16 protein-coding genes and 1 pseudogene are annotated in these 19,170 nt (G+C 36.1%); 12 read left to right on the top strand and 5 right to left on the bottom strand.

From position 1 onward, the window contains the following. Positions 1-7: 7 nt before the first annotated feature. The 3 genes from OPR21_RS03640 to folD are packed head-to-tail and all read left to right on the top strand — an operon-like array spanning position 8 to position 1,704. Positions 8-274 (top strand): DUF2312 domain-containing protein, encoded by a 267-nt coding sequence (locus OPR21_RS03640; RefSeq protein ID WP_010082293.1) that lies wholly within the window; start codon positions 8-10, stop codon positions 272-274. Beyond that, complete coding sequence (locus OPR21_RS03635; RefSeq protein WP_006280027.1) at positions 267-842, top strand: UbiX family flavin prenyltransferase; 576 nt, start codon at positions 267-269, stop codon at positions 840-842. Before OPR21_RS03640 ends, OPR21_RS03635 begins: the two co-directional genes overlap by 8 nt. Further along, positions 826-1,704, top strand: a complete 879-nt coding sequence (gene folD, locus OPR21_RS03630; RefSeq protein ID WP_155968464.1) for a bifunctional methylenetetrahydrofolate dehydrogenase/methenyltetrahydrofolate cyclohydrolase FolD — start codon at positions 826-828, stop codon at positions 1,702-1,704. Before OPR21_RS03635 ends, folD begins: the two co-directional genes overlap by 17 nt. A gap of 480 nt (positions 1,705-2,184) precedes the next feature. Here folD and OPR21_RS08760 read toward each other — a convergent pair. After that, positions 2,185-3,287 (bottom strand): annotated as a pseudogene (locus tag OPR21_RS08760) (IS3 family transposase). A 104-nt stretch (positions 3,288-3,391) separates the two neighbouring features. Here OPR21_RS08760 and OPR21_RS03605 point away from each other — a divergent pair. The 3 genes from OPR21_RS03605 to OPR21_RS03595 all read left to right on the top strand — a co-directional run bounded on the left by OPR21_RS03605 (position 3,392) and on the right by OPR21_RS03595 (position 5,846). After that, positions 3,392-3,577, top strand: a complete 186-nt coding sequence (locus tag OPR21_RS03605; protein WP_006280029.1) for a hypothetical protein — start codon at positions 3,392-3,394, stop codon at positions 3,575-3,577. A gap of 361 nt (positions 3,578-3,938) precedes the next feature. Beyond that, positions 3,939-4,580 (top strand): fructose-6-phosphate aldolase, encoded by a 642-nt coding sequence (fsa, locus tag OPR21_RS03600; protein WP_236515101.1) that lies wholly within the window; start codon positions 3,939-3,941, stop codon positions 4,578-4,580. A gap of 336 nt (positions 4,581-4,916) precedes the next feature. Further along, positions 4,917-5,846 (top strand): ankyrin repeat domain-containing protein, encoded by a 930-nt coding sequence (locus tag OPR21_RS03595; RefSeq protein ID WP_006280032.1) that lies wholly within the window; start codon positions 4,917-4,919, stop codon positions 5,844-5,846. A gap of 3 nt (positions 5,847-5,849) precedes the next feature. Here OPR21_RS03595 and secA read toward each other — a convergent pair whose 3' ends face one another. Beyond that, positions 5,850-8,510, bottom strand: a complete 2,661-nt coding sequence (gene secA / locus OPR21_RS03590; protein WP_006280033.1) for a preprotein translocase subunit SecA — start codon at positions 8,508-8,510, stop codon at positions 5,850-5,852. Positions 8,511-8,729: 219 nt separating this feature from the next. On the opposite strand from secA, the gene OPR21_RS03585 reads away from it, so the two are divergent. The 3 genes from OPR21_RS03585 to OPR21_RS03575 all read left to right on the top strand — a co-directional run bounded on the left by OPR21_RS03585 (position 8,730) and on the right by OPR21_RS03575 (position 12,154). After that, entirely contained in the window at positions 8,730-11,399 is a 2,670-nt protein-coding gene (locus OPR21_RS03585) for a tetratricopeptide repeat protein (protein WP_265030225.1), read from the top strand. Next, complete coding sequence (locus tag OPR21_RS03580; RefSeq protein WP_265030224.1) at positions 11,387-11,650, top strand: tetratricopeptide repeat protein; 264 nt, start codon at positions 11,387-11,389, stop codon at positions 11,648-11,650. The genes OPR21_RS03585 and OPR21_RS03580 overlap by 13 nt, the downstream gene beginning before the upstream one ends. Before the next feature lie 81 nt (positions 11,651-11,731). Beyond that, entirely contained in the window at positions 11,732-12,154 is a 423-nt protein-coding gene (locus OPR21_RS03575) for a tetratricopeptide repeat protein (protein ID WP_265030223.1), read from the top strand. Here the strand turns inward: OPR21_RS03575 and OPR21_RS03570 are convergent. After that, positions 12,133-13,144, bottom strand: a protein-coding gene (locus OPR21_RS03570) for an IS630 family transposase (protein ID WP_265029892.1) whose coding sequence is annotated in 2 segments (ribosomal slippage) — positions 12,133-12,681 and positions 12,683-13,144 — 1,011 coding nt in all. Because the reading frame shifts where the segments join, the coding sequence is not laid out codon by codon here. The two genes, OPR21_RS03575 and OPR21_RS03570, sit on opposite strands and share 22 nt — an antisense overlap. Positions 13,145-13,173: 29 nt before the next feature. Here OPR21_RS03570 and OPR21_RS03565 point away from each other — a divergent pair. Beyond that, positions 13,174-14,091 (top strand): tetratricopeptide repeat protein, encoded by a 918-nt coding sequence (locus tag OPR21_RS03565; RefSeq protein ID WP_265030222.1) that lies wholly within the window; start codon positions 13,174-13,176, stop codon positions 14,089-14,091. A 38-nt stretch (positions 14,092-14,129) separates the two neighbouring features. On the opposite strand, the gene odhB is transcribed toward OPR21_RS03565, so the two are convergent. Next, positions 14,130-15,302, bottom strand: coding sequence for a 2-oxoglutarate dehydrogenase complex dihydrolipoyllysine-residue succinyltransferase (gene odhB, locus OPR21_RS03560; protein WP_077188159.1), 1,173 nt, complete (start codon positions 15,300-15,302; stop codon positions 14,130-14,132). A 1,038-nt stretch (positions 15,303-16,340) separates the two neighbouring features. Here odhB and hemC point away from each other — a divergent pair. Both hemC and murB read left to right on the top strand, forming a co-directional pair. Continuing rightward, complete coding sequence (hemC, locus tag OPR21_RS03555; RefSeq protein WP_265013873.1) at positions 16,341-17,219, top strand: hydroxymethylbilane synthase; 879 nt, start codon at positions 16,341-16,343, stop codon at positions 17,217-17,219. After that, positions 17,210-18,097, top strand: a complete 888-nt coding sequence (gene murB, locus OPR21_RS03550) for a UDP-N-acetylmuramate dehydrogenase (RefSeq protein ID WP_236515092.1) — start codon at positions 17,210-17,212, stop codon at positions 18,095-18,097. The genes hemC and murB overlap by 10 nt, the downstream gene beginning before the upstream one ends. A 174-nt stretch (positions 18,098-18,271) precedes the next feature. Here the strand turns inward: murB and OPR21_RS03545 are convergent. Continuing rightward, a protein-coding gene (locus OPR21_RS03545) for an IS5 family transposase (protein ID WP_265029708.1) occupies positions 18,272-19,104 on the bottom strand; the annotation gives its coding sequence in 2 pieces (ribosomal slippage) (positions 18,272-18,738 and positions 18,738-19,104; 834 coding nt in all). Positions 19,105-19,170 lie beyond the last annotated feature (66 nt).

The raw sequence follows: 19,170 nt of genomic DNA, 5'->3' as shown, positions 1-19,170 counted from the left end.
GAGTTTCATGGAAGATACAGTAAAAATAACGGCTGAAGAGTTAAAGGGTTACATAGAGAGAATCGAAAAACTTGAACAAGAAAAGAGGGATGTGCAAGATCACATTCGTGATGTATATGCAAAAGCCGCAGATGAAGGTTGGGATATAAAAGTGATGAAACAAATTATTAGGCTGAGGAAGATGGATGATGATGACAGAGAGGAACAAGAAATATTGCTTGATACCTATAAACGTGCATTGGGAATGAGCTACGAAGAAGAGTTAAGTGAATAGCAGAATTGTAATTGGAATAAGTGGAGCATCTGGTTCTATTTACGGTGTGCGTATTTTAGAAGCGTTGAAAGACGTCGATTATGAAACTCATTTAGTGATAAGTCGTGCTGGGAAAATAACTTTAGCTCACGAGATTAAAGAAAAACTTGAAGATATTACATCACTTGCAGATTTTTACTATTCTGAAGAAAAGATTGGAGAAAAAATAGCAAGCGGCTCATTTAAAACCTCAGGGATGATTGTAGCACCATGCTCTATGAAGACAATGTCTGAAATCGCATCAGGTGTTACTTCCAATCTATTGACAAGGGCTGCAGATGTAACGCTAAAAGAAAGAAGAAAGTTAGTTCTTATGGTGCGAGAGTCACCACTGCATCTTGGGCATTTACAAAATATGTTAAAATTAACGGAGATGGGAGCAATTATTGCTCCACCAGTGCCTGCTTTTTATATTAAACCGAAATCGTTGGATGATATTATTAATCATTCTGTTGGCAAAGTATTGGATTTATTTGATATCAAATTACCCGACTTTAAGGAGTGGCAAGGAAGTGACAATTATTATTGATGGTAAAAAAATAGCAAACGACCTATGTGAGAGGCTATCACAAAAAATTGATATTTTAAAGAGAGAGTATAACATTTTTCCTTGCCTGAAAGTAATTCTCGTGGGCAGCAATCCAGCAAGTCAGGTTTATGTTCGCAACAAACAGAAAAAAGCAGAATCAATAGGCATAAGTTCTGAGACCATTGTTTTGCCTGATAATATTTCAGAAGATGAATTAATTGAAAAAATCAATGAATTAAATGAAGATCCATCTGTGCATGGCATTTTAGTGCAATTGCCTTTACCAAATCATATTAGTGCAAGCAGAGTAATTAACACAGTAAGTGTTGAAAAAGATGTAGATGGCTTTCATGATGAAAACGTTGGCAAATTAGTTAAAGGTGAAAAAAACTGCCTTATACCTTGCACTCCTAAAGGTTCTTTGCATTTAATTAAGTCAATTGAAGAGAACCTTTCCGGTAAAAACGCAGTGGTAATTGGTAGGTCAAATATCGTGGGCAAGCCAATGTTTTACCTGCTATTGCAAGAAAACTGCACTGTCACCATCTTGCATTCACAAAGCAAGGATTTAGCTGAATATTGCTCTAAAGCGGATATAGTAGTTGCAGCAGTCGGAAAGCCAAATTTTGTTCAAGCAGACTGGATAAAGAAAGGTGCAATAGTGATCGATGTTGGCATAAATAGCGTTAACGTAGGAAAGCTTGTAGGTGATGTTGACTTTGAAGGAATAAAAGGGAAAGCCAAAGCTATGACCCCAGTACCCGGGGGCGTTGGCCCAATGACCATTGCATTTCTAATGATGAACACTGTTATTGCTGCTTGCTTGCAAAAGGGAGTTGATGCTTCTGATTTCATTAGTTGAGGTATGAAGAGGAAAGCTATATGAAGATAGAATGTACCATATCACAATTAATAAAAAATTGAGATTTTTGAAATTCCTCAGTGGTCAAATTTATTAAATATTTAGGATCATCATCTATTCTTTTTTCTCTACAAGTATAGCTAAAGTGGCTTAGGTTTACCTACAATTTGAAAAACAACAAATTCGTCATTCCGCTACTCGTTAGCGGAATCTATGCTGAGATACCGCGGCGGTATGACGTAGGGAAACCTTTCTTGGGTTAGCTATAGTTAGTGGAATTGCAAAGTTTCTAGGCATAAAAAGCTTTGAACCTAATATATGAGCCAAACTTGATTTTCCAACCGTAGATACACCTGTAATAAAAATAATAGTCTTCATTTTGTGAATTTACTTGCTATATGAACTATCGGAGAAATTTTTTTATAGTTTATAGTATCTGACCTTACCCAGAAAAAGTGGAGAGAAAGTGTGGAATGTTTTTTACAAAAAGAATGATGCATCAAATTGTTCTGGAATGCAATAGTTAATAGTGACGTTGTTTGTTATAAAAAATTTCTATGTATTCAAATATTGCAGTTCTAGTTTGTTGAGCAGAGTGTTGTGAAGTATCAATAAGTATTTCTCTTTTCAATGAGCTAAAGAAGCTTTCTGCAACAGAATTGTCGTAACAACAGCCTTTATTACTCATCTATATTCTTTACAGCTAAGAGATATTGATACCCTTGCGCAGTATATTGTGAACCTTGGTCACTGTGCAGCAGTAGATTTTTAACAGGTTTACGCCTATTAATGGCCATTAATAAAGAGTTCATAACCAATTGTTTATTTATTGCACTACTCATTAACTACCATACGTGAGAATTATTGCTGCCAAATATAGCCATCCCTCCTTGGTTTTGATGTAAGTAATCCCATACTTTATTTGGTTGATCAACAATAAAGTTTTGATCTAGTATATTGGGAGCTACAGCTCTATTATCTGTTTGTTGTTTTTTAATTTTAAACTTTCTTCTCAGTATAGCCCTGATGTCATTTTTCTGCATAATACTTTGCACCGTTTTCAAATTGCAACTTTTACCCAAAGCCTTCAATTCAGCATGAATTTTAGGAGCTCCATATCTACATTTAGAAACTTGATATATTTTTTGAATAGCTTCGAGTAGCTCTTTATTTGCTGATTCTCTACTGCTTATTTTTCTTGTGGTCCACTTATAGTAGCCACTAGCAGAAAATCCTACATAATTCCTGTACTTTATAGCAGTTACTATGCTCTTTTATAAAAAAATATTTTACTCTTTTTGACTGGCCAGGGCTTTTTCTTAAATGTCTCTTTCCCTTGTTACTCTTGCTAACTCTCTTTGTAAATCAAACCTCTCTTTGTCGTAAGGAGCCATGTTACCTCTACCTGGAAATGCATCTGCTGCCGACTTTTTTTCGTTGTGTTTCTTTATCCATTTTCCTAATAAACCACCCTTTATTCCTAAATCCTTTGCTATTTTTGTAATTGTTTGACCTGCCTTTCTTTGTTCATTTGCCAGTTTAACAGCTTCCAATTTGAATTCTGCTGTATATTCTCTTACCATTTCTAATCCTCCAAAATTTTATTTTACCCAAAAAAACTCTTTTCTTTCTCTCCACTTTTTCTGGGTAAGGTCAATATACCAGTGCCGAAAATAGTTGACAAAGATTGTGTATACTTATTACAATTGTTTGGGTACCAGAAGTTTTTACGGCAACAAAGTATGCACTAACTATAAGTAAGGAAGACTTTAAGCAGGCAATAAAAAAAATGAAGGAACGTTTAAAAGAGATTAAAGGAGAGAAGAAAAAGGTAAAAGGGAATACGGCAGAAAATGAATCTTATTACAAATAGCATAAAGGGCTTTTATTCTAGTGTTAAATCGGACCTAGATTGGCAAGCCAAACGTAGTCTTATTAGGACATTAGTAAAAGAAGTCAACATTGATCTTGATAAAGTAGATGTAGTATTTAAGATCAAAGAACTTGAAAACCCCGCCCAGAATGGACAAAATCAAAAGATGGTACATTGTCTAAGGGGTCTGGGCACTGGGATGACATCTTTTTTCTTGGTACAAATTACTCTTATGTCTCAATATTTGTACAGTTGTGTTATCGGCCGTTTGATGTTTACAACGCAGGAAGTTCATACGGTTGTAAGTCAAGCGGTAGGATGACAAGATTTTGCAAGGGTATTTTTTTTATAGGAGATTAATATGGAAATTTTTCTTGATAGCGTTGATTTAAATGAAATTAAAGAACTAAAGGAGTTCATTGACGGCATAACAACTAATCCTTCTTTAATAGCAAAGTCCGGGCGTAAAGATAAATACGAGGATTTAGTGCGTGAAATATGCTCTATTATAAAAGGGCCTGTTAGTGTTGAAGTTGTTGCAGATAGCCATGAAGAGATGATCACAGAAGGTCTGAATTTAGCAAAAATTGCTGATAATGTTGTGATCAAATTACCTCTTACACATGAAGGATTAATTTCTTGTAAAAAGTTATGGACAGAGCATAAAATACCTGTTAACATCACATTATGTTTTTCTCCTGGACAAGCACTGCTTGCCGCTAAGGTCGGTGCTTGTTTTATTTCCCCCTTTATTGGTCGCCTTGATGATATAAGCTATGATGGCTTATCGCTAATAGAAGATATATGTACTATATATTCTAATTACGGTTTTGATACTAAAGTTCTTGTTGCATCAGTGAGAAGCCCAGCGCATGTAATAGAAGCTGCAAGGCTTGGTGCTGATTCAATTACTGTGCCAGCAAAAGTACTTAGACAATTAATTAATCACCCACTTACTGACCAAGGACTAGCAATATTTGAAAAAGACTGGGGTGTAAAATAATAAACGGTTACAAATGAACATAAAAATTGGCGTATCCGTTCAGGCAATGGCGTCAACTTAAGAGCCTTCATTAGCAAACTCTCCTAAAGACATGATGGCGTTTGCTACCTTATTGCGGCTGCCCTGGTCGAATTTTAACTTTATAGCTAACCCAAGAAAGGTTTCCCTACATCATACCGCCGAGGCGCTAACGAGTAGCGGAATGACGAATTTGTTGTTTTTCAAATTGTAGGTAAACCTAAAGCTATAGAAAAAAAGAAGAACCAGTTTCTTAGTTTTTCATTGACATAATCCACTCCATATGCCATAATAAAATTTTATATCTTGGAGAAGGAAATGACATTAAGGTTAACACTACAAGAAGTCAACAGTAGTCCAGATCTGAGTAAGGAAAATTTAATTGATAGAATTAAAGATAAGCTGCAGCAGGAAAATCAACTTACATATGATGAGTGGAAAAAAAACGAATTTGATATAAATTACACGTTTATAGTGCTCAAGTGCAATTTATTACTTATAGCAGCTGAAAATGGCTATGAAAAAGTAGTAAGATACTTAACAAAAAACGGAGCTAATGTTAATGTACAAGATGAATGGGAAAAAACCTCCTTACATTATTCTGCTCAGCATGGACATGCACAAGTAGTAGAAGTTTTGCTAGAAGAAGGAGCAGACGTTAATGCACAAAATGAAGATAAAGGGACTCCTTTGCATTATGCTGCTTATAGTGGTCATATAGAAGTAGTAAAACATCTTATAAAAAAAGAGGCAGATGTTAATGTAGTGGACAGATATGGAAGAAGTCCTTTACATTATGCTGCTGAGAATGGATACACACAAGTAGTAGAAGTTTTGCTAGAAGAGGGAGCAGACGTTAATGCACAAGATAAAGACGGAAGAACTCCTTTATATTATGCTGTTTATTACACTCATGGTGAACATCCAAGACTAAATTATCAACATCCAAAAGTAGCGAAACTTCTGCTAAATTATGGTGCAGATCCATCATTTATTCATAGACCTGAAGCTATAACAGCAGGAATTACTGTAGGTATATTAGCTGCCATTGTTGCTCCATTAGCACTCATTTATGCTACTGCATTACCTGCACTAGCAATAGTTGGAATTACTGTGGCATCTGCACTGATCGTTGGTGGAATTTCCTATGGGGTTGCATATAAGTCATCAGAGCATTCATTAAACAGTAAGCTAAGTGAGGTTAGCTGCAGTAATGTTGATGGAAATAAACAAACTGTACAACCATAATTATTAATTCACCACAGTAACCGCGCCGTGGCAGTGTTTGTACTTCTTTCCAGAATTACAAGGGCACTTGTCGTTTCTTGAGACTTTGGGAAGTCTGCTATTTCTAGCAGAATGTAACCTATTGCCTATCTCTTGGTTATCTGCCAACTTAAAGTGCGCTAGGCGGTGAATGGTGAGTTCCTTCCATTTTTCAAGCATTGACTCAAACATCAAGAAAGCTTCGCGTTTAAATTCATTCAGTGGATCTTTCTGCCCCATGGCACGTAGGCTTATGCTTTGTCTTAGGCTCTCTAGAACTGAAAGGTGTTCCCTCCATAAATGATCAAGTGTCATTATCATCATTTGCTTCACGATCGTATTCCACAAATCTGTAGTGTGCTGACTGTTGAAATATTTTTCTTTCTCAGTAAAAAATTCTTGTATCTTATCATTTATATAATCCAAAGCTTCTTGTTTGTTTAAAAACTTTGCTAAATCTTCTTTATCAAGCGTTATTCCATACCTTGTATGGAATTCTTTGACTATATCTTCAATATAATCCTCATAATAGCCACTTTGGACTATACCTTCTATTACGCTCTCATTTACTTCGCTATATACTTCAAGTAAATCATTAATTTCGTTGCCTAAGATATTGTTTCTCTGCTTAAAAATAACTTTACGTTGGTTGTTGATTACGTCATCAAACTTAAGTAGAGATTTCCGCACGTCATAGTTTCTAGCTTCAACTTTCTTTTGTGCTTTCTCGAGTGCCTTATTGATCCATGGATGATGAATAGCTTCGTTATTCTTTAGCCCTACTTTTTGTAAAAAACTTCTCATTCTATCAGAGCCAAATATTCTCATTAGGTCATCTTCGAGCGATAAAAAGAACTTAGAAAGTCCAGGATCCCCCTGACGACCAGAACGGCCGCGTAATTGATCATCTATTCTCCTGCTTTCATGTCTTTCGGTTCCAACCACACATAAACCACCAGCTTTTATAGCAATTTCCTTATCTTTTTTTACTCTTTCAACTATTTCTTGGTATTTTTTTTCTCTTTCATCAGCATTTTTTATCTTCTTTAGCTCCACCTTTGCAATCATTTCAGCATTTCCACCAAGCTGAATATCAGTTCCACGTCCTGCCATGTTAGTTGCTATAGTGATACTACCTGGCACTCCAGCTTGCGCTATTATGTACGCCTCTTGTTCATGATAACGAGCATTTAATACTGAATGCTTAAGAGAATGGCTTTGCAAAAGCGCAGAAAGCTTCTCAGAGTTTTCGATGCTCACCGTGCCAACAAGGACCGGTTGAAGGCGTTTGTAGCATTCTTCTATAAACTTCAACACAGCATTAAATTTTTCCTTTTCTGTACCGTAAATTTCATCATCAATATCAACTCTTTTTACAGGTACATTGGTTGGAATTTTTACTACATTTAATCTGTATATATCACGAAACTCTTCTGCCTCTGTTGCTGCTGTTCCCGTCATTCCGGAAAGTTTATTGTACATACGAAAGTAATTCTGAAATGTGACCGATGCTAAAGTTTGGTTTTCATGCTGAATTTCAAGATTCTCCTTCGCTTCAAGTGCCTGATGAAGACCATCGGAATATCTCCTGCCCTCCATCATACGCCCAGTAAATTCATCAATAATCACTACCTTGCCATCCTTTACTATATAATCTTTATCAGCAGTAAACAGCTTATATGCACGTAATGCTTGGTCTATATAATGAGTCATTATCATGCTGTCAGTATCATAGAGCGAGGAATTTTCAGGAATGAGATTGTATGACCTTAGTAGTTCCTCCACTCGTGAAATACCATCTTCAGTCAAGAATACCGTTCTACCTTTTTCATCTACTTCATAATCGGAGTCAACTAATTTGGTTACTATTTTATTGATATGCTTATATATCTGATTGTTTTCCTCAACCGGGCCAGAAATAATAAGCGGAGTGCGAGCTTCATCAATGAGTATTGAGTCCACTTCATCAACTATTCCGTAGTGAAAGCCTCTCTGAACCATGTCTTCTTGAGAAAATTTCATATTGTCTCGCAGGTAATCAAAGGCAAGCTCGTTATTTGTGGAATACACGATATCTGCACTGTAAGCCTCTTTCCTCTCTTCGTCTGTCAAGTTATTCGTAATAAACGCAACAGAAACCCCAAGAGAATTATATAATTTGCTCATCCACTCTGTGTCTCGTTTTGCAAGATAGTCGTTAACAGTTACGACATGTACGCCTTTCCCTTCTAAGGAATTTAGATATGCTGCTAAAGTTGCAACGAGTGTCTTTCCCTCTCCTGTTTTCATTTCTGATATCATGCCATTGTGGAGCACCATTCCACCAATCAGTTGAACATCAAAGTGCCTCATGTTAAGAAACCTTCGAGAGGCTTCACGCACAACTGCAAATGCAGGTACGAGAAGATCATTTAACGTTTTCCCATTTTTCAATTCTCGATTGAATTCTTCAGTTTTACCAGCAAGCTCCTCATCAGATAAGCTCTGCATTTCTGTTTCTAATGCATTTATTTGCTGAACAATTTTCCTAAAGGATTTTATTATCTTCTTGTTTGTTGATCCAAATATCTTTCTTATAAAAAAGAATGACAACGTAAAAATAAAAAATATAAGAATGGCTGTCAAAATTAGCGGAGAATCTAGCATAAACTTAAGTAAAGTCTTATTTAATATGAGATTATATTACTAAATGCAGCCTACAGCAATGACATATTAGATTCGGGGAATCTTTATGCTTAAGACAGCAAACAAAATTGACCCTGTTCGGCACTGTTATTACAATGTTAAAGAATCTGTTGCATTATCTTAGGCACTTGGTGACTTTAATTTTTTATAGAAAGAAGTTATTCGTAGGTTTAGTAGGGTATGAATGTAGAAAACAAACAGTCTGAAGTACTTAGTAATCGTACATTTAAGAAGAGAGATGGCACATCAACAGGTGATCATGGTCGCAAGTATGAAGTAAAATTATTAATGCTGTATCTACTTCATGGGTTAAGTAGTAAAATTGACTTTTGGTTAGCATCAAACATGGAAGCTTTTGGAGCCTTTGATGATATTTTTTTTGAGTATAAAGATCAGAAGAACAAATCGAGAATTATCTTGGTTCAAGCTAAGCACTGCAATACACATCGCTCTTCGAAGAATATTACTTTTGAAGATTTGTTTATTGATGGAAATGATAGAAAGCAACAGAAAGAAGATTTCGGGTTAAACAAATATTTTGAATCTCATCCTGAGATTAAGCAAAACCCTGAGTGTAAGAACAGTGATATTACGCTTGTCATTCATACTAATGTCAATGTGAACCTAAAAAAAGGTACAGAGAAGCAAGGAAGCGTAGAAACATTAGAGAAGTATCTGGAAGAGTCAAAGTTAACAAATGATAACACTTTAAATATTTATGAAGGTCAAAAAGGAACGTGCTACAAAATAAAAAATCATACTGAACTGAAAAAATACTTCAGTTGTGGTAGTGACGATGAAATAGAAGATTTTTTACTTAGAATAAGGTTTGTAGTTGATCAACCTAATCATTCAAAATTAGATGATATTATTAAGAAAGAAATAGGGAATATATACAAAATATCAGGGGAAGAAGATATTGATACGGTTTTTGTCCGTGTATTTGACAAGGTAGAGAAATGGTGGGCACAAAAGGGTAGCAAAGTTTCTTATCTAACAAGAAAAGACGATTATTTTAGGGAAGCTATAGAACATCTTTATAGTCTCAAACCTAGAGAAGATCTATTTGAACGGTGGAACATTCCACCTAAAATAGCTAGTGGAAATTTCATTGAACGAGAATATCTCAATGAAGAAATAGTAAATCATCTAAAGACAAAAAATGAGCCAGTTATATTAACTGCTTTGTACGGGTTAGGTGGAGTAGGTAAAACACAGTCAGTGCTAGATTTTATTCAAAAACATGGGAAAGAATACAAGGCAATATGTTGGTTTAATGCAAAAGATGAAGATCAACTACTCAGTGAATATGTTAATTTAGGAAGAAAATTAAATATTATTCACGATGAAGACAACATTTCTATTGCACAGCGAGCTTATTATGTGAAAAACTGGCTAGAAGATTCTAAACGTGAAGGCTGGTTGTTGATTTATGATAATGTATCAAATTATGAAGTCATTTCTAAGCTCAGACCTACAAAAGGCGGCAAAATAATAGTTACGTCTCGTAATACTGAATGGCCACAAGGGAGTATAGGTGTAGACGTTTTTACTCCTCCAGAATCAGAATTATATGTTAAGAAAATTCTAGGCCAGGTTTCAGAAAGCGATAGGCCAAATATAGGTATATTGGCAGAAAAGTTAGGTAGATTACCTTTGGCATTAGCTCAGGCTTGCGCTTACATCAAAGAAAACAAAATGACTATCTCACGTTACTTAGAAATTTATGCAGAAAGGAAGCTTTATTTATTATCTCATAAAACACTACCTAAGGATTCTAACCATGAGCCTGTGTTTATTACTTGGGATATTACAATGGACGCAATTCGTAATGAGTCTAAACTAGCAAGCAAGTTGTTAGTAGCTTGTGCATATTTAGACAATGATATTCCTAAAGATTTGTTAAGAATATTTCCTGAGATTGTAGAGAACAATTCTGAAGAAAAACCTTTTGAAGAAGTATTAGGTATATTATTGAGATATTCGATGCTAGTGTCCAATGAGCAGAGTAGTAGTGTTTCTATTCACTGTTTAGTACAAGATGTAATTAGGCTAAAGTCAAAGGAAAGTGGAAAAATTAAAAAAGATATAAAAACCGTTTTTCAATTATTAAAAGAAAGCTTCCCTGACGACAGTGACAAATTAGAAGATTATGCTAAGAAACGACAGTTGTTACCACATTTAGAAACGTTCTTATCACATATAGATGATTGGCTAGGAAAAAATCCTTTAGAAAAGCAAACAATAGAGAAGGATTATCTTGTGGATTTGTTAATACGAATGAGTGATGGATATTATTACTTGGGTAATCCTAGAAGACAAAAGGAGTCGCTTGAACGGGTTTTACCTATCTTTAGAAAACATTATGGATCTGATCATTTTATAGTCGCCACGGCACTGACAAACCTCGGTATCGCTTGCGGGGATTTAGGTGATCACAAGAAAAAAAAGACGTTGCTTGAACGGGCTTTACCTATTTCTGAGAAACATTATGGCCCTGACCATTTCGAAGTTGCTGCCATACTGACAAACCTAAGTAGTTCCTACGGGACTTTAGGCAATCATGATAAACAAAAGGAGCTTCTTGAACGGACTTTAACAATTAAAGAGAAACATTATGGCCCTGACCATTTCGAAGTTGCTAGGACACTGGCAAACCTTGGTAACTCTTATAGGGCTTTAGGTACTCCTCAAAAAGCAAAAGAGTTGCTTGAACGGGCTTTACCCGTCCTTAAGAAACACTACAGTCCTGATCATCCTGAAGTTGCTATACCACTTGCAAATCTTGGTATTGCCTATGGTGCGTCAGGTAATCATGAAAAAAAAAGGAGTTGCTTGTGCGGGCTTTAATAATTCAAGAGAAACATTATGGCCCTGATCATTTTATAGTTGCTAAACTACTGACAAACTTAGGTGGCGTTTACATAGTTTTAGGCGATCCCAAGAAAGCAAAAATGCTGCTTGCACGAGCTTTAATAATTCAAGAGAAACATTATAGCTTTGGTCATTCTGGAGTTGTTAAAACACTGATAAATCTAGGTAATGCTTATGGAGATTTAGGTGATCACAAGAAAAAAAAGGAGTTGCTTGAACGGGCTTGACCTATTTCTGAGAAACATTATGGCCCCGATCATTTCACAATTGCTATAGCACTAACAAACCTCGGTATCGCTTATGGGGATTTGGGTGATCATAAGAAACAAAAGGAATTGCTTGAACGGGCTTTAGCAATTAATGAAAAACGTTATGGCCCTGACCATTTCGAAGTTACTGCCATACTAACAAATCTCGGCACCGCTCATTATGCTTTAGGTGATCCTCAGAAAGCAAAAGAGTTGTTTGAACGGGCTTTAGTTATCTTTAAGAAACATTACGATTCTGACCATTTTGAAATTGTTAAACCACTGGCAAACCTGGGTATCGTTTATGGTACTTTAGGTGATCCTCAAAAGGCAAAAGAGTTGCTTGAACGAGCTTTAGTAATTCAAGAGAAATATTATAAACCTAATCATTTTGAGGTTGCTAGGACACTAGTGAATCTAGGTAATGCTTACAGGAATTTAAGTGATCCTCATACCAATTCTCATTGTTGTCCAGTCAAATAGGAAACATTGCAGAGTTGTTTAGTTGTGGAGCTGGCAAGAGAAGTAATAAATTTGCACAAAGCACCCTCAAGTAGAGCAATTGTATCGTATATTTTATTGCGCAAAATGTTCTGTTTTATATATAACCAAAGCCTCTCAACAGGATTTAGCTCAGGTGAGTATGGAGGTAGGTATATAATGTCGATATTTTTAGGTACCTTTAAATTTTTTGACCTATGCCAACTAGCACAGTCCATAACGAGAAAAGCCTCTCGTGTTTCTAGATATTGCGAAATTTGCTCAAGAAATATGTTCATGCAATCAGTGTTGACATTTGGTGCAAATAAGCTAGAACTCTCTCCATTTCTAGGATTAACTGCACTATAGAGATAGAAATTTTGCCTACCTAATTTTGTTTTAACCTGTGTTCTAATCCCCTTTTTAAACCACCCATGTCCAACTTTTGAATGTGTGCCAAACCGTGATTCATCAAAGAAAAATAGCTCTTTTTCTGGATACTTGCTAATAGCTCCATTGAGATTTTTTTTTGAATTCCTCTTTTTTGCTTTTATCTTGTCCATTATGAACTGGTCTTGGTGTAATATATGAGAATTTCATCTTTTGCATATGGCGGTGTACTGTAGATTTGCTGATATTTAATCCGAACTTTTCCTGGATTCTTATTCTCATTTCTTTAATGGTGATATTAGGATTTTCTTCTATCCACTCTTCAATTTGCTGTAGTTGAGCCTGATTTAATTTAGTTTTTCTACGACGTTGTGAAGGAGCAAACAGTTTTTCTTCTCTGCCAATTTTCAAGAGTTTTACCCACGAAGTTAGTGCGCTTCTTGAAATGCAATATATTTTTGCTACAGCCGTTATACTGTACTTTTTTGCTGCAATTACAGCATTTAGTTTTTTTGAAACATATGCATTATTCCTTACTTTCTTCAGCATTTCTTTTGCTGATTCTACTACTTTTTCATCCAATAATTTTGATCTTAATGCCATTTAAACCTCGCTATTTTACTTACTTCAGTATGGCTTTTCTTCCATCATTGTCCATCTGTTTGCCCTGTAATGGGAATTGGTATCAGAAGGCAAAAGAGTTGCTTGAACGAGCCTTAGTAATTCAAGAGAAACATTATGGCCCCAATTATTTTGAAGTTGCTATTACACTAACAAACCTTGGTGTCTTTCATGGGGATTTAGATGACTACGAGAAACAGAAGGGGTTACTTGAACGGGCTTTAGCAATTAATGAACAACATTATGGCCCCGACCATTTCGAAGTTGCTAGGACACTAGTGAATCTAGGTAACGCTTACAGGGATTTGGGTAATCCTCAGAAAGCAAAAGAGTTGCTTGAACGAGCCTTAGTAATTCAAGAGAAACATTATGGCCCCGATTATTTTGAAGTCGCTATTACTCTGACAAACCTTGGTATCTCTCATGTGGATTTAGGTGACTATAAAAAACAAAAGGAGTTACTTGAACGGGCTTTAGCAATCAAAAAGAAACATTACAGGCCTGACCATTTTGAAGTTGCTAGAACACTGGCAAACCTCGGTAATTCTTATAGGGTTTTAGGTAATCCCCAGAAGGCAAAAGAGTTGCTTGAACAGGCTCTAGCAATTCGAAAGAAACATTACGGCCTCGACCATTTTGAAGTTGTTAAATTACTGGCAACCCTCGGTATCGTTTATGGCACTTTTGGCGATCATCAGAAAGCAAAAGAGTTGTTTGAACGAGCTTTACCTATTTTTGAGAAACATTATGGCTCTGGTCATGTTCAAGTTGCCAAACTACTGGCAAATCTTGGTATTGCCTATGGCGCTTTGGGCGATCACAAGAAACAAGAGAAATTGCTTGAACAGGCCTTGCCTATTTTTGAGAAACATTATGGCCCTGATCATCCGGAAGTTGCTAAACTGCTGGCAGAACTAGATGACATTTAGGTTTTTAGCAATACTGGATTAACAACAATTCATTTGAGCTACACTTCCAAAACTAATCTATTTGGATCTTCTATATAATTTTTTATTTTAACGAGGAAAGTTACTGCTCCTTTGCCGTCAACTATTCTGTGATCGTAAGAGAGAGCAATGTACATCATAGGTCTGATTTCTACTGCATTACCAACAGCAACTGGCCTGTTTTGTATTGAATGCATTCCAAGTATTCCAGATTGCGGAGGGTTTATTATCGGAGTAGAAAGAAGCGAACCGTATACTCCGCCGTTTGAGATAGTGAATGTTGCACCTTCCATTTCTGATACTTGTAATTTACCTTCGCGAGCTTTTTTGCCAAGAGCAACCAAAGTCAACTCAATTTCTGCAAATGACATCTGATCGGCACCCCGAATAACTGGTACAACAAGACCTTTATCGGTGCCAACAGCAACACCTACGTCATAGTAATGTTTATATATGATTTCATCGCCTGAGATTTCAGCGTTAATTTCAGCAATTTCTTTCAATGCTTGCACCGTTGCCTTTATAAAAAACGACATAAAACCAAGTTTTATTCCATATTTTTTTTCAAAGGCGTCCTTATATTTTGCTCTTAGATCCATGACATTTTTCATGTCAATTTCATTGAACGTGGTCAGTATTGCAGCAGTATTTTGCGATGCTTTCAAACGAGCGGCAATTACTTGCCTTATTTTGCTCATTTTTACTCGTTCCTCTCTTTGCTCTCCATTTACTACACTTTTTGGCAATTCATATTGTTTTATTGCAGGTTGTTCAGCTTTGTTCATATGGCCTATCACATCTGCTTTTGTTATTCTGCCTCCCATGCCAGTTCCTTTGACGCTTTCTGCACTGATTGCATTTTCTTCCATAATTTTACGAGCTGATGGAGCATCTTTTTTAGCAGCACTTTCGCTTTTATCTTCTTTTCTCGCTTCCTCTTTTACTTCTCCCATGGAAAGCTTTGCTAACAATTGATCAGGACTTATTACATCATCTTCTTTTATAAGAAATTCAGTTATTTGCCCTGAAGCTTCTGCAGTTAATTCGAGTGCTGTTTTGTCAGTTTCAATTTCAAAGATCAAGTCATCTACTTTTACTGCTTCTCCAATACCCTTCTTTATTTTTACTATACCTTCTGTAACTGATTCACCACCAAGAGTTTTTGGTGCTCTGATTTCTATAATTTTGCTCATAAAACAACTTCCGTATAAAACTTTCTATAGATTTATACATGAAAAGAGACATGTAATAAACTAATAAATTCATTGAGGCTCTTATCATTTAGAAGTGACAAACGGATAACATATTCCCAAATGTCATTCCAGCACGTGACGCTAGGCCATAAAAATTCCTTGACAAGCTTTGTCAGCCCCCCTATCATGGTACTGAAGCTATTTATTTATCTTCGCAATCTGTGCAGGTTAATGACAAAAAACTTAGGGTATTTGGCGTCTCATGTTTAATTTTTCGCACTGCGTGCATCGCATGTCTTTAAAAATTTTTAGGTTTTTACCTATATAAGCCGAAACGCGCTTACAAAGCGTTTAAGACAGCAAAAAACGTCAAATTGACAAGGGAGAATTTGAATGCTAGCTACTACGGGGTTTCTTTGCCTTTTTTCCTGCTTAGTAAATTTCTTAAACACTTGCGGTGTAGGTTAGTTGCAAGTTAAAAGCAGCTAAATCGCTCTTAATCAAGCGTTTTAGAATAAAAAAAACGCCGATATTTTAGTACATAGTAAATAGCCAACCACCACGGGGCTTCTTTTGCCTTTTTTTTCGCTTGGTAAATTTTTTAATATTTATAGCTAAACGACAACCGTCATCCCGCTGCTTGTTAGCGGGATCTAGAGATACCGCGAATGAATCGCGGTATGACGGTTAAATAATTCGTCATCCCGCTACGTGTTAGCGGGATCTAGAGATACCGTGACGGTATGACGGTTCGCGGTGGTATGACGATAAGGTTTATACCTTGTCATGCAAGTAGCTTGACACTAGAATCCAGTAAGCTTATTTATGCATATAAAAGGTTATTATTTTGTAAAGGCAAAGTTGCTTTTGGTTTTAAGTTAAAGTACAATAAATGCAAAGGCTCATATAAACTGGATCCAAGTAGTCAGCTACTCGGATGACATCAGAGAGAGGGTAACCGAAGTTCATGCGATACACGTTACCAAAGTGTTTAAATAATTAATTAGGTTAAGGTTTGGTATTCAAACAGTCGTACATATGCTAGTCAAAATAGGTACCAGAGGAAGCAAGCTTGCAGTTGCCCAGGCTTTGGAAGCAAAACAAAAGTTGCTGGACTCTTTTCCTAACTTATCTATTGAAATTGTTAAGATAAAAACTTCTGGAGATAAGTATGCAAACGCAAATCTTGCTGAAATAGGAGGTAAAGGATTATTCATTAAAGAAATTGAGGCTGAATTGCTCGAAAATAATATAGATATGGCAGTTCATTCGTTAAAGGATGTGCCTGCGTTTTTCTCAGGGGGCTTAACAATTCCTTGTGTTTTAGAAAGGCTAAGTCCATGCGATGCGTTTATTTCTCATAAACACAATAGCCTTGAGTCTTTGCCACAACAGGCTATTATTGCCACTTCTGCAATAAGAAGAAAAGTTCAGTTACTAAATTTTAGACCAGATTTAAATATAGTACCGTTACGTGGAAATGTAACAACTAGATTGCAAAATCAAAGTTTTGATGGAATAATTTTAGCTGAAGCAGGGCTCATAAGATTAGAAAAACATCACTTAATTACAGAGGTATTGCCACCAAAAGTTATGTTAAGTGCAGTGGGACAGGGAGCGATTTGTATTCAATGTAGAAGGAATGATGTAAAAATTATCGATCTTTTAGAGAAAATTAATAATAATATGTCTTTTATAAGAGTGAAATCAGAGCGCAGTTTTATGAAGACAGTGAATGGTTCATGTTTTACACCACTTGCAGCTTTGGCTGAATATGTGAGCGAAAATATGCTACATCTTCGTTGTATGTTGGCAGATGAAAAAAATATATACTTCACTGAGCGCACTTCATTTATAGAAGATGCGGAGAAAATGGGTATGGATGCAGGGTTAGAGTTGAAATCAAAATGCTTATAAGCTTACCTAAAGTACGTGGAGTCTATCGTTATGACATCTTAATGTCTAAAGCAACGTGGTTAAATGTCGGTGGACGAGCTGATATATTATTTAAACCACGTGATATTGAAGATTTAACATGCTTGATTAAAAACACTGAGTTGCCAATCAACGTTATCGGTGCAACATCCAACATAATAGTGCGGGATAGTGGCATTCGAGGAATAATAGTAAAATTGGGTAAGGAATTTTCATATATAAAAAGTAAAGGTAACAACTCCATTGTTGCAGGTGGTGCTGCGCTGCTCAGGAACCTTGCTTACTTTGCAGGAGAGCAACAAATTAGTGGACTTGAGTTTCTAGTTGGAATTCCAGGAACAGTTGGTGGCGGAATAGAAATGAATGCAGGTGCGTATGGTAGTGACATCGCAAGCGTTGTACAATCCATAAAAGCAGTGAATCTAGAGGATGGAAACCTATATGAGTTCTCCAGCGAAGAAATGGGGTATTTTTACCGTGGACATAGCCTAAAAGGAAATTGGATTTTTGTTGAAGCTGAGTTTAAAGGAGTAAACTCAGAGTATGAGCTTATACTGCAAAGGTTAAAGGAAGTTATTGAGAGGAAAAATAAAAGCCAGCCAATAAGAGGAAAAACTGCTGGGTGCATATTCAAAAATCCAAAAAACTACCGAGCATGGGAGTTAATTGATAAATCTGGCTGCCTAGGGTTAAATATTGGTGGAGCTAGAATCTCTAAGAAACATTGTAACTTCTTGCTCAATTACGATAATGCAACTGCATCTGACTTGGAAAACCTTGGCAACAAAGTAAAAGATGCAGTAAAGGATAAATTTAATGTTGAACTTGAGTGGGAAATAAGGGTTTTGGGTAGCTATTAGATAGTTTTTATAGCTTATGTATATTCGTTCAGGAGAACGGCAAATAAGGTAGACAAGTAATCTAAAAAAATAATCATAGAGAAAACGTGAGGTAATGTGGTTAATCTTGTAGAACTTTGCAAGAATCTAGAGAGAAAAATAGCAAAGTTAGAGGTTGTCCGGAAACAAGTAAACTTAGGCATATTCCCTCCGTAACATAACCCTACTCATAGCCAGATATATGAAACTTTCAGTAGATGTTGTAAGTAAATCGTACTCTTTTGATAGTCTTCTATTCCTATTGATCCAAGCAAAAGTCCTTTCTACCACCCACCTTCTCGGCTGTACTAAAAATCCAGGATCCCGTTGTGGCAATAGTTCTAGTGGTGTATCTTTATGCACCCAAAACCTACATGGAGGCCTTTTCACAATTTCAATATCTATGCCATATTCTTCCTCTATATGGGTTTTTAAATCTTTTCCTTGGTACCCCATATCAGCCCACATTTTTTTTACTTTAGTATATTTTGTTCTCATATTGTTTAATGCTATTTTAATACCATCTCTATCATTTTCATTAGCAGCTCCTACGTAACAACTTAGTATAAAACCCTGAGTATCTGTAATTATATGTCTTTTTCTCCCCTTTACCTTTTTCGCACCATCATAACCTTTGACCCCCCTTTTTCCGTGGTTTTTACCGACTGACTGTCCACTATGCATGCGCTCGGCTCTTCATTTCTTCCCATTTTTGACCTACTATATTTAGTGATATCATAGTTCATTTTCTCAAAAATCCTCTGTTTCTTCCATTGCCTAAACTGCTCATATACAGTCTTCCATAGCGGAAAATCATTTGGTAAATACCGCCATTGGCACCCTGTACGCAATACATAGAAAATTCCCTCTAACATTTTTCTTTTACTATATTTTGGCGGTCTTCCTCCTTTTTTGTATGATACTCTGAAGTACTTCTCTATTTGTGCCCATTCCCTTTCACTTAGATCTGTTGGATACTTTTTTCTCATCTTTACCCCATACTAAAATTTCAAATATCATAGCCTTTTACCTGTTTCCGGACAACCTCTAAAGTT

The organism is Wolbachia endosymbiont (group A) of Philonthus cognatus (assembly GCF_947251755.1).
GTDB classification, from domain to species: Bacteria; Pseudomonadota; Alphaproteobacteria; order Rickettsiales; family Anaplasmataceae; genus Wolbachia; species Wolbachia pipientis.
This window is presented reverse-complemented; position numbering and strand designations above follow the sequence as displayed.

What these genes read in the sequence shown, in the direction of transcription:
- fsa (WP_236515101.1), top strand. Translation starts at nt 3,939, where the DNA reads ATGGAAATTTTTCTTGATAGCGTTGATTTAAATGAAATTAAAGAACTA.
- OPR21_RS03585 (WP_265030225.1), top strand. Translation starts at nt 8,730, where the DNA reads ATGAATGTAGAAAACAAACAGTCTGAAGTACTTAGTAATCGTACATTT.
- OPR21_RS03595 (WP_006280032.1), top strand. Translation starts at nt 4,917, where the DNA reads ATGACATTAAGGTTAACACTACAAGAAGTCAACAGTAGTCCAGATCTG.
- secA (WP_006280033.1), bottom strand. Translation starts at nt 8,510, where the DNA reads ATGCTAGATTCTCCGCTAATTTTGACAGCCATTCTTATATTTTTTATT.
- murB (WP_236515092.1), top strand. Translation starts at nt 17,210, where the DNA reads ATGCTTATAAGCTTACCTAAAGTACGTGGAGTCTATCGTTATGACATC.
- hemC (WP_265013873.1), top strand. Translation starts at nt 16,341, where the DNA reads ATGCTAGTCAAAATAGGTACCAGAGGAAGCAAGCTTGCAGTTGCCCAG.
- OPR21_RS03565 (WP_265030222.1), top strand. Translation starts at nt 13,174, where the DNA reads ATGGCTTTTCTTCCATCATTGTCCATCTGTTTGCCCTGTAATGGGAAT.
- OPR21_RS03640 (WP_010082293.1), top strand. Translation starts at nt 8, where the DNA reads ATGGAAGATACAGTAAAAATAACGGCTGAAGAGTTAAAGGGTTACATA.
- odhB (WP_077188159.1), bottom strand. Translation starts at nt 15,302, where the DNA reads ATGAGCAAAATTATAGAAATCAGAGCACCAAAAACTCTTGGTGGTGAA.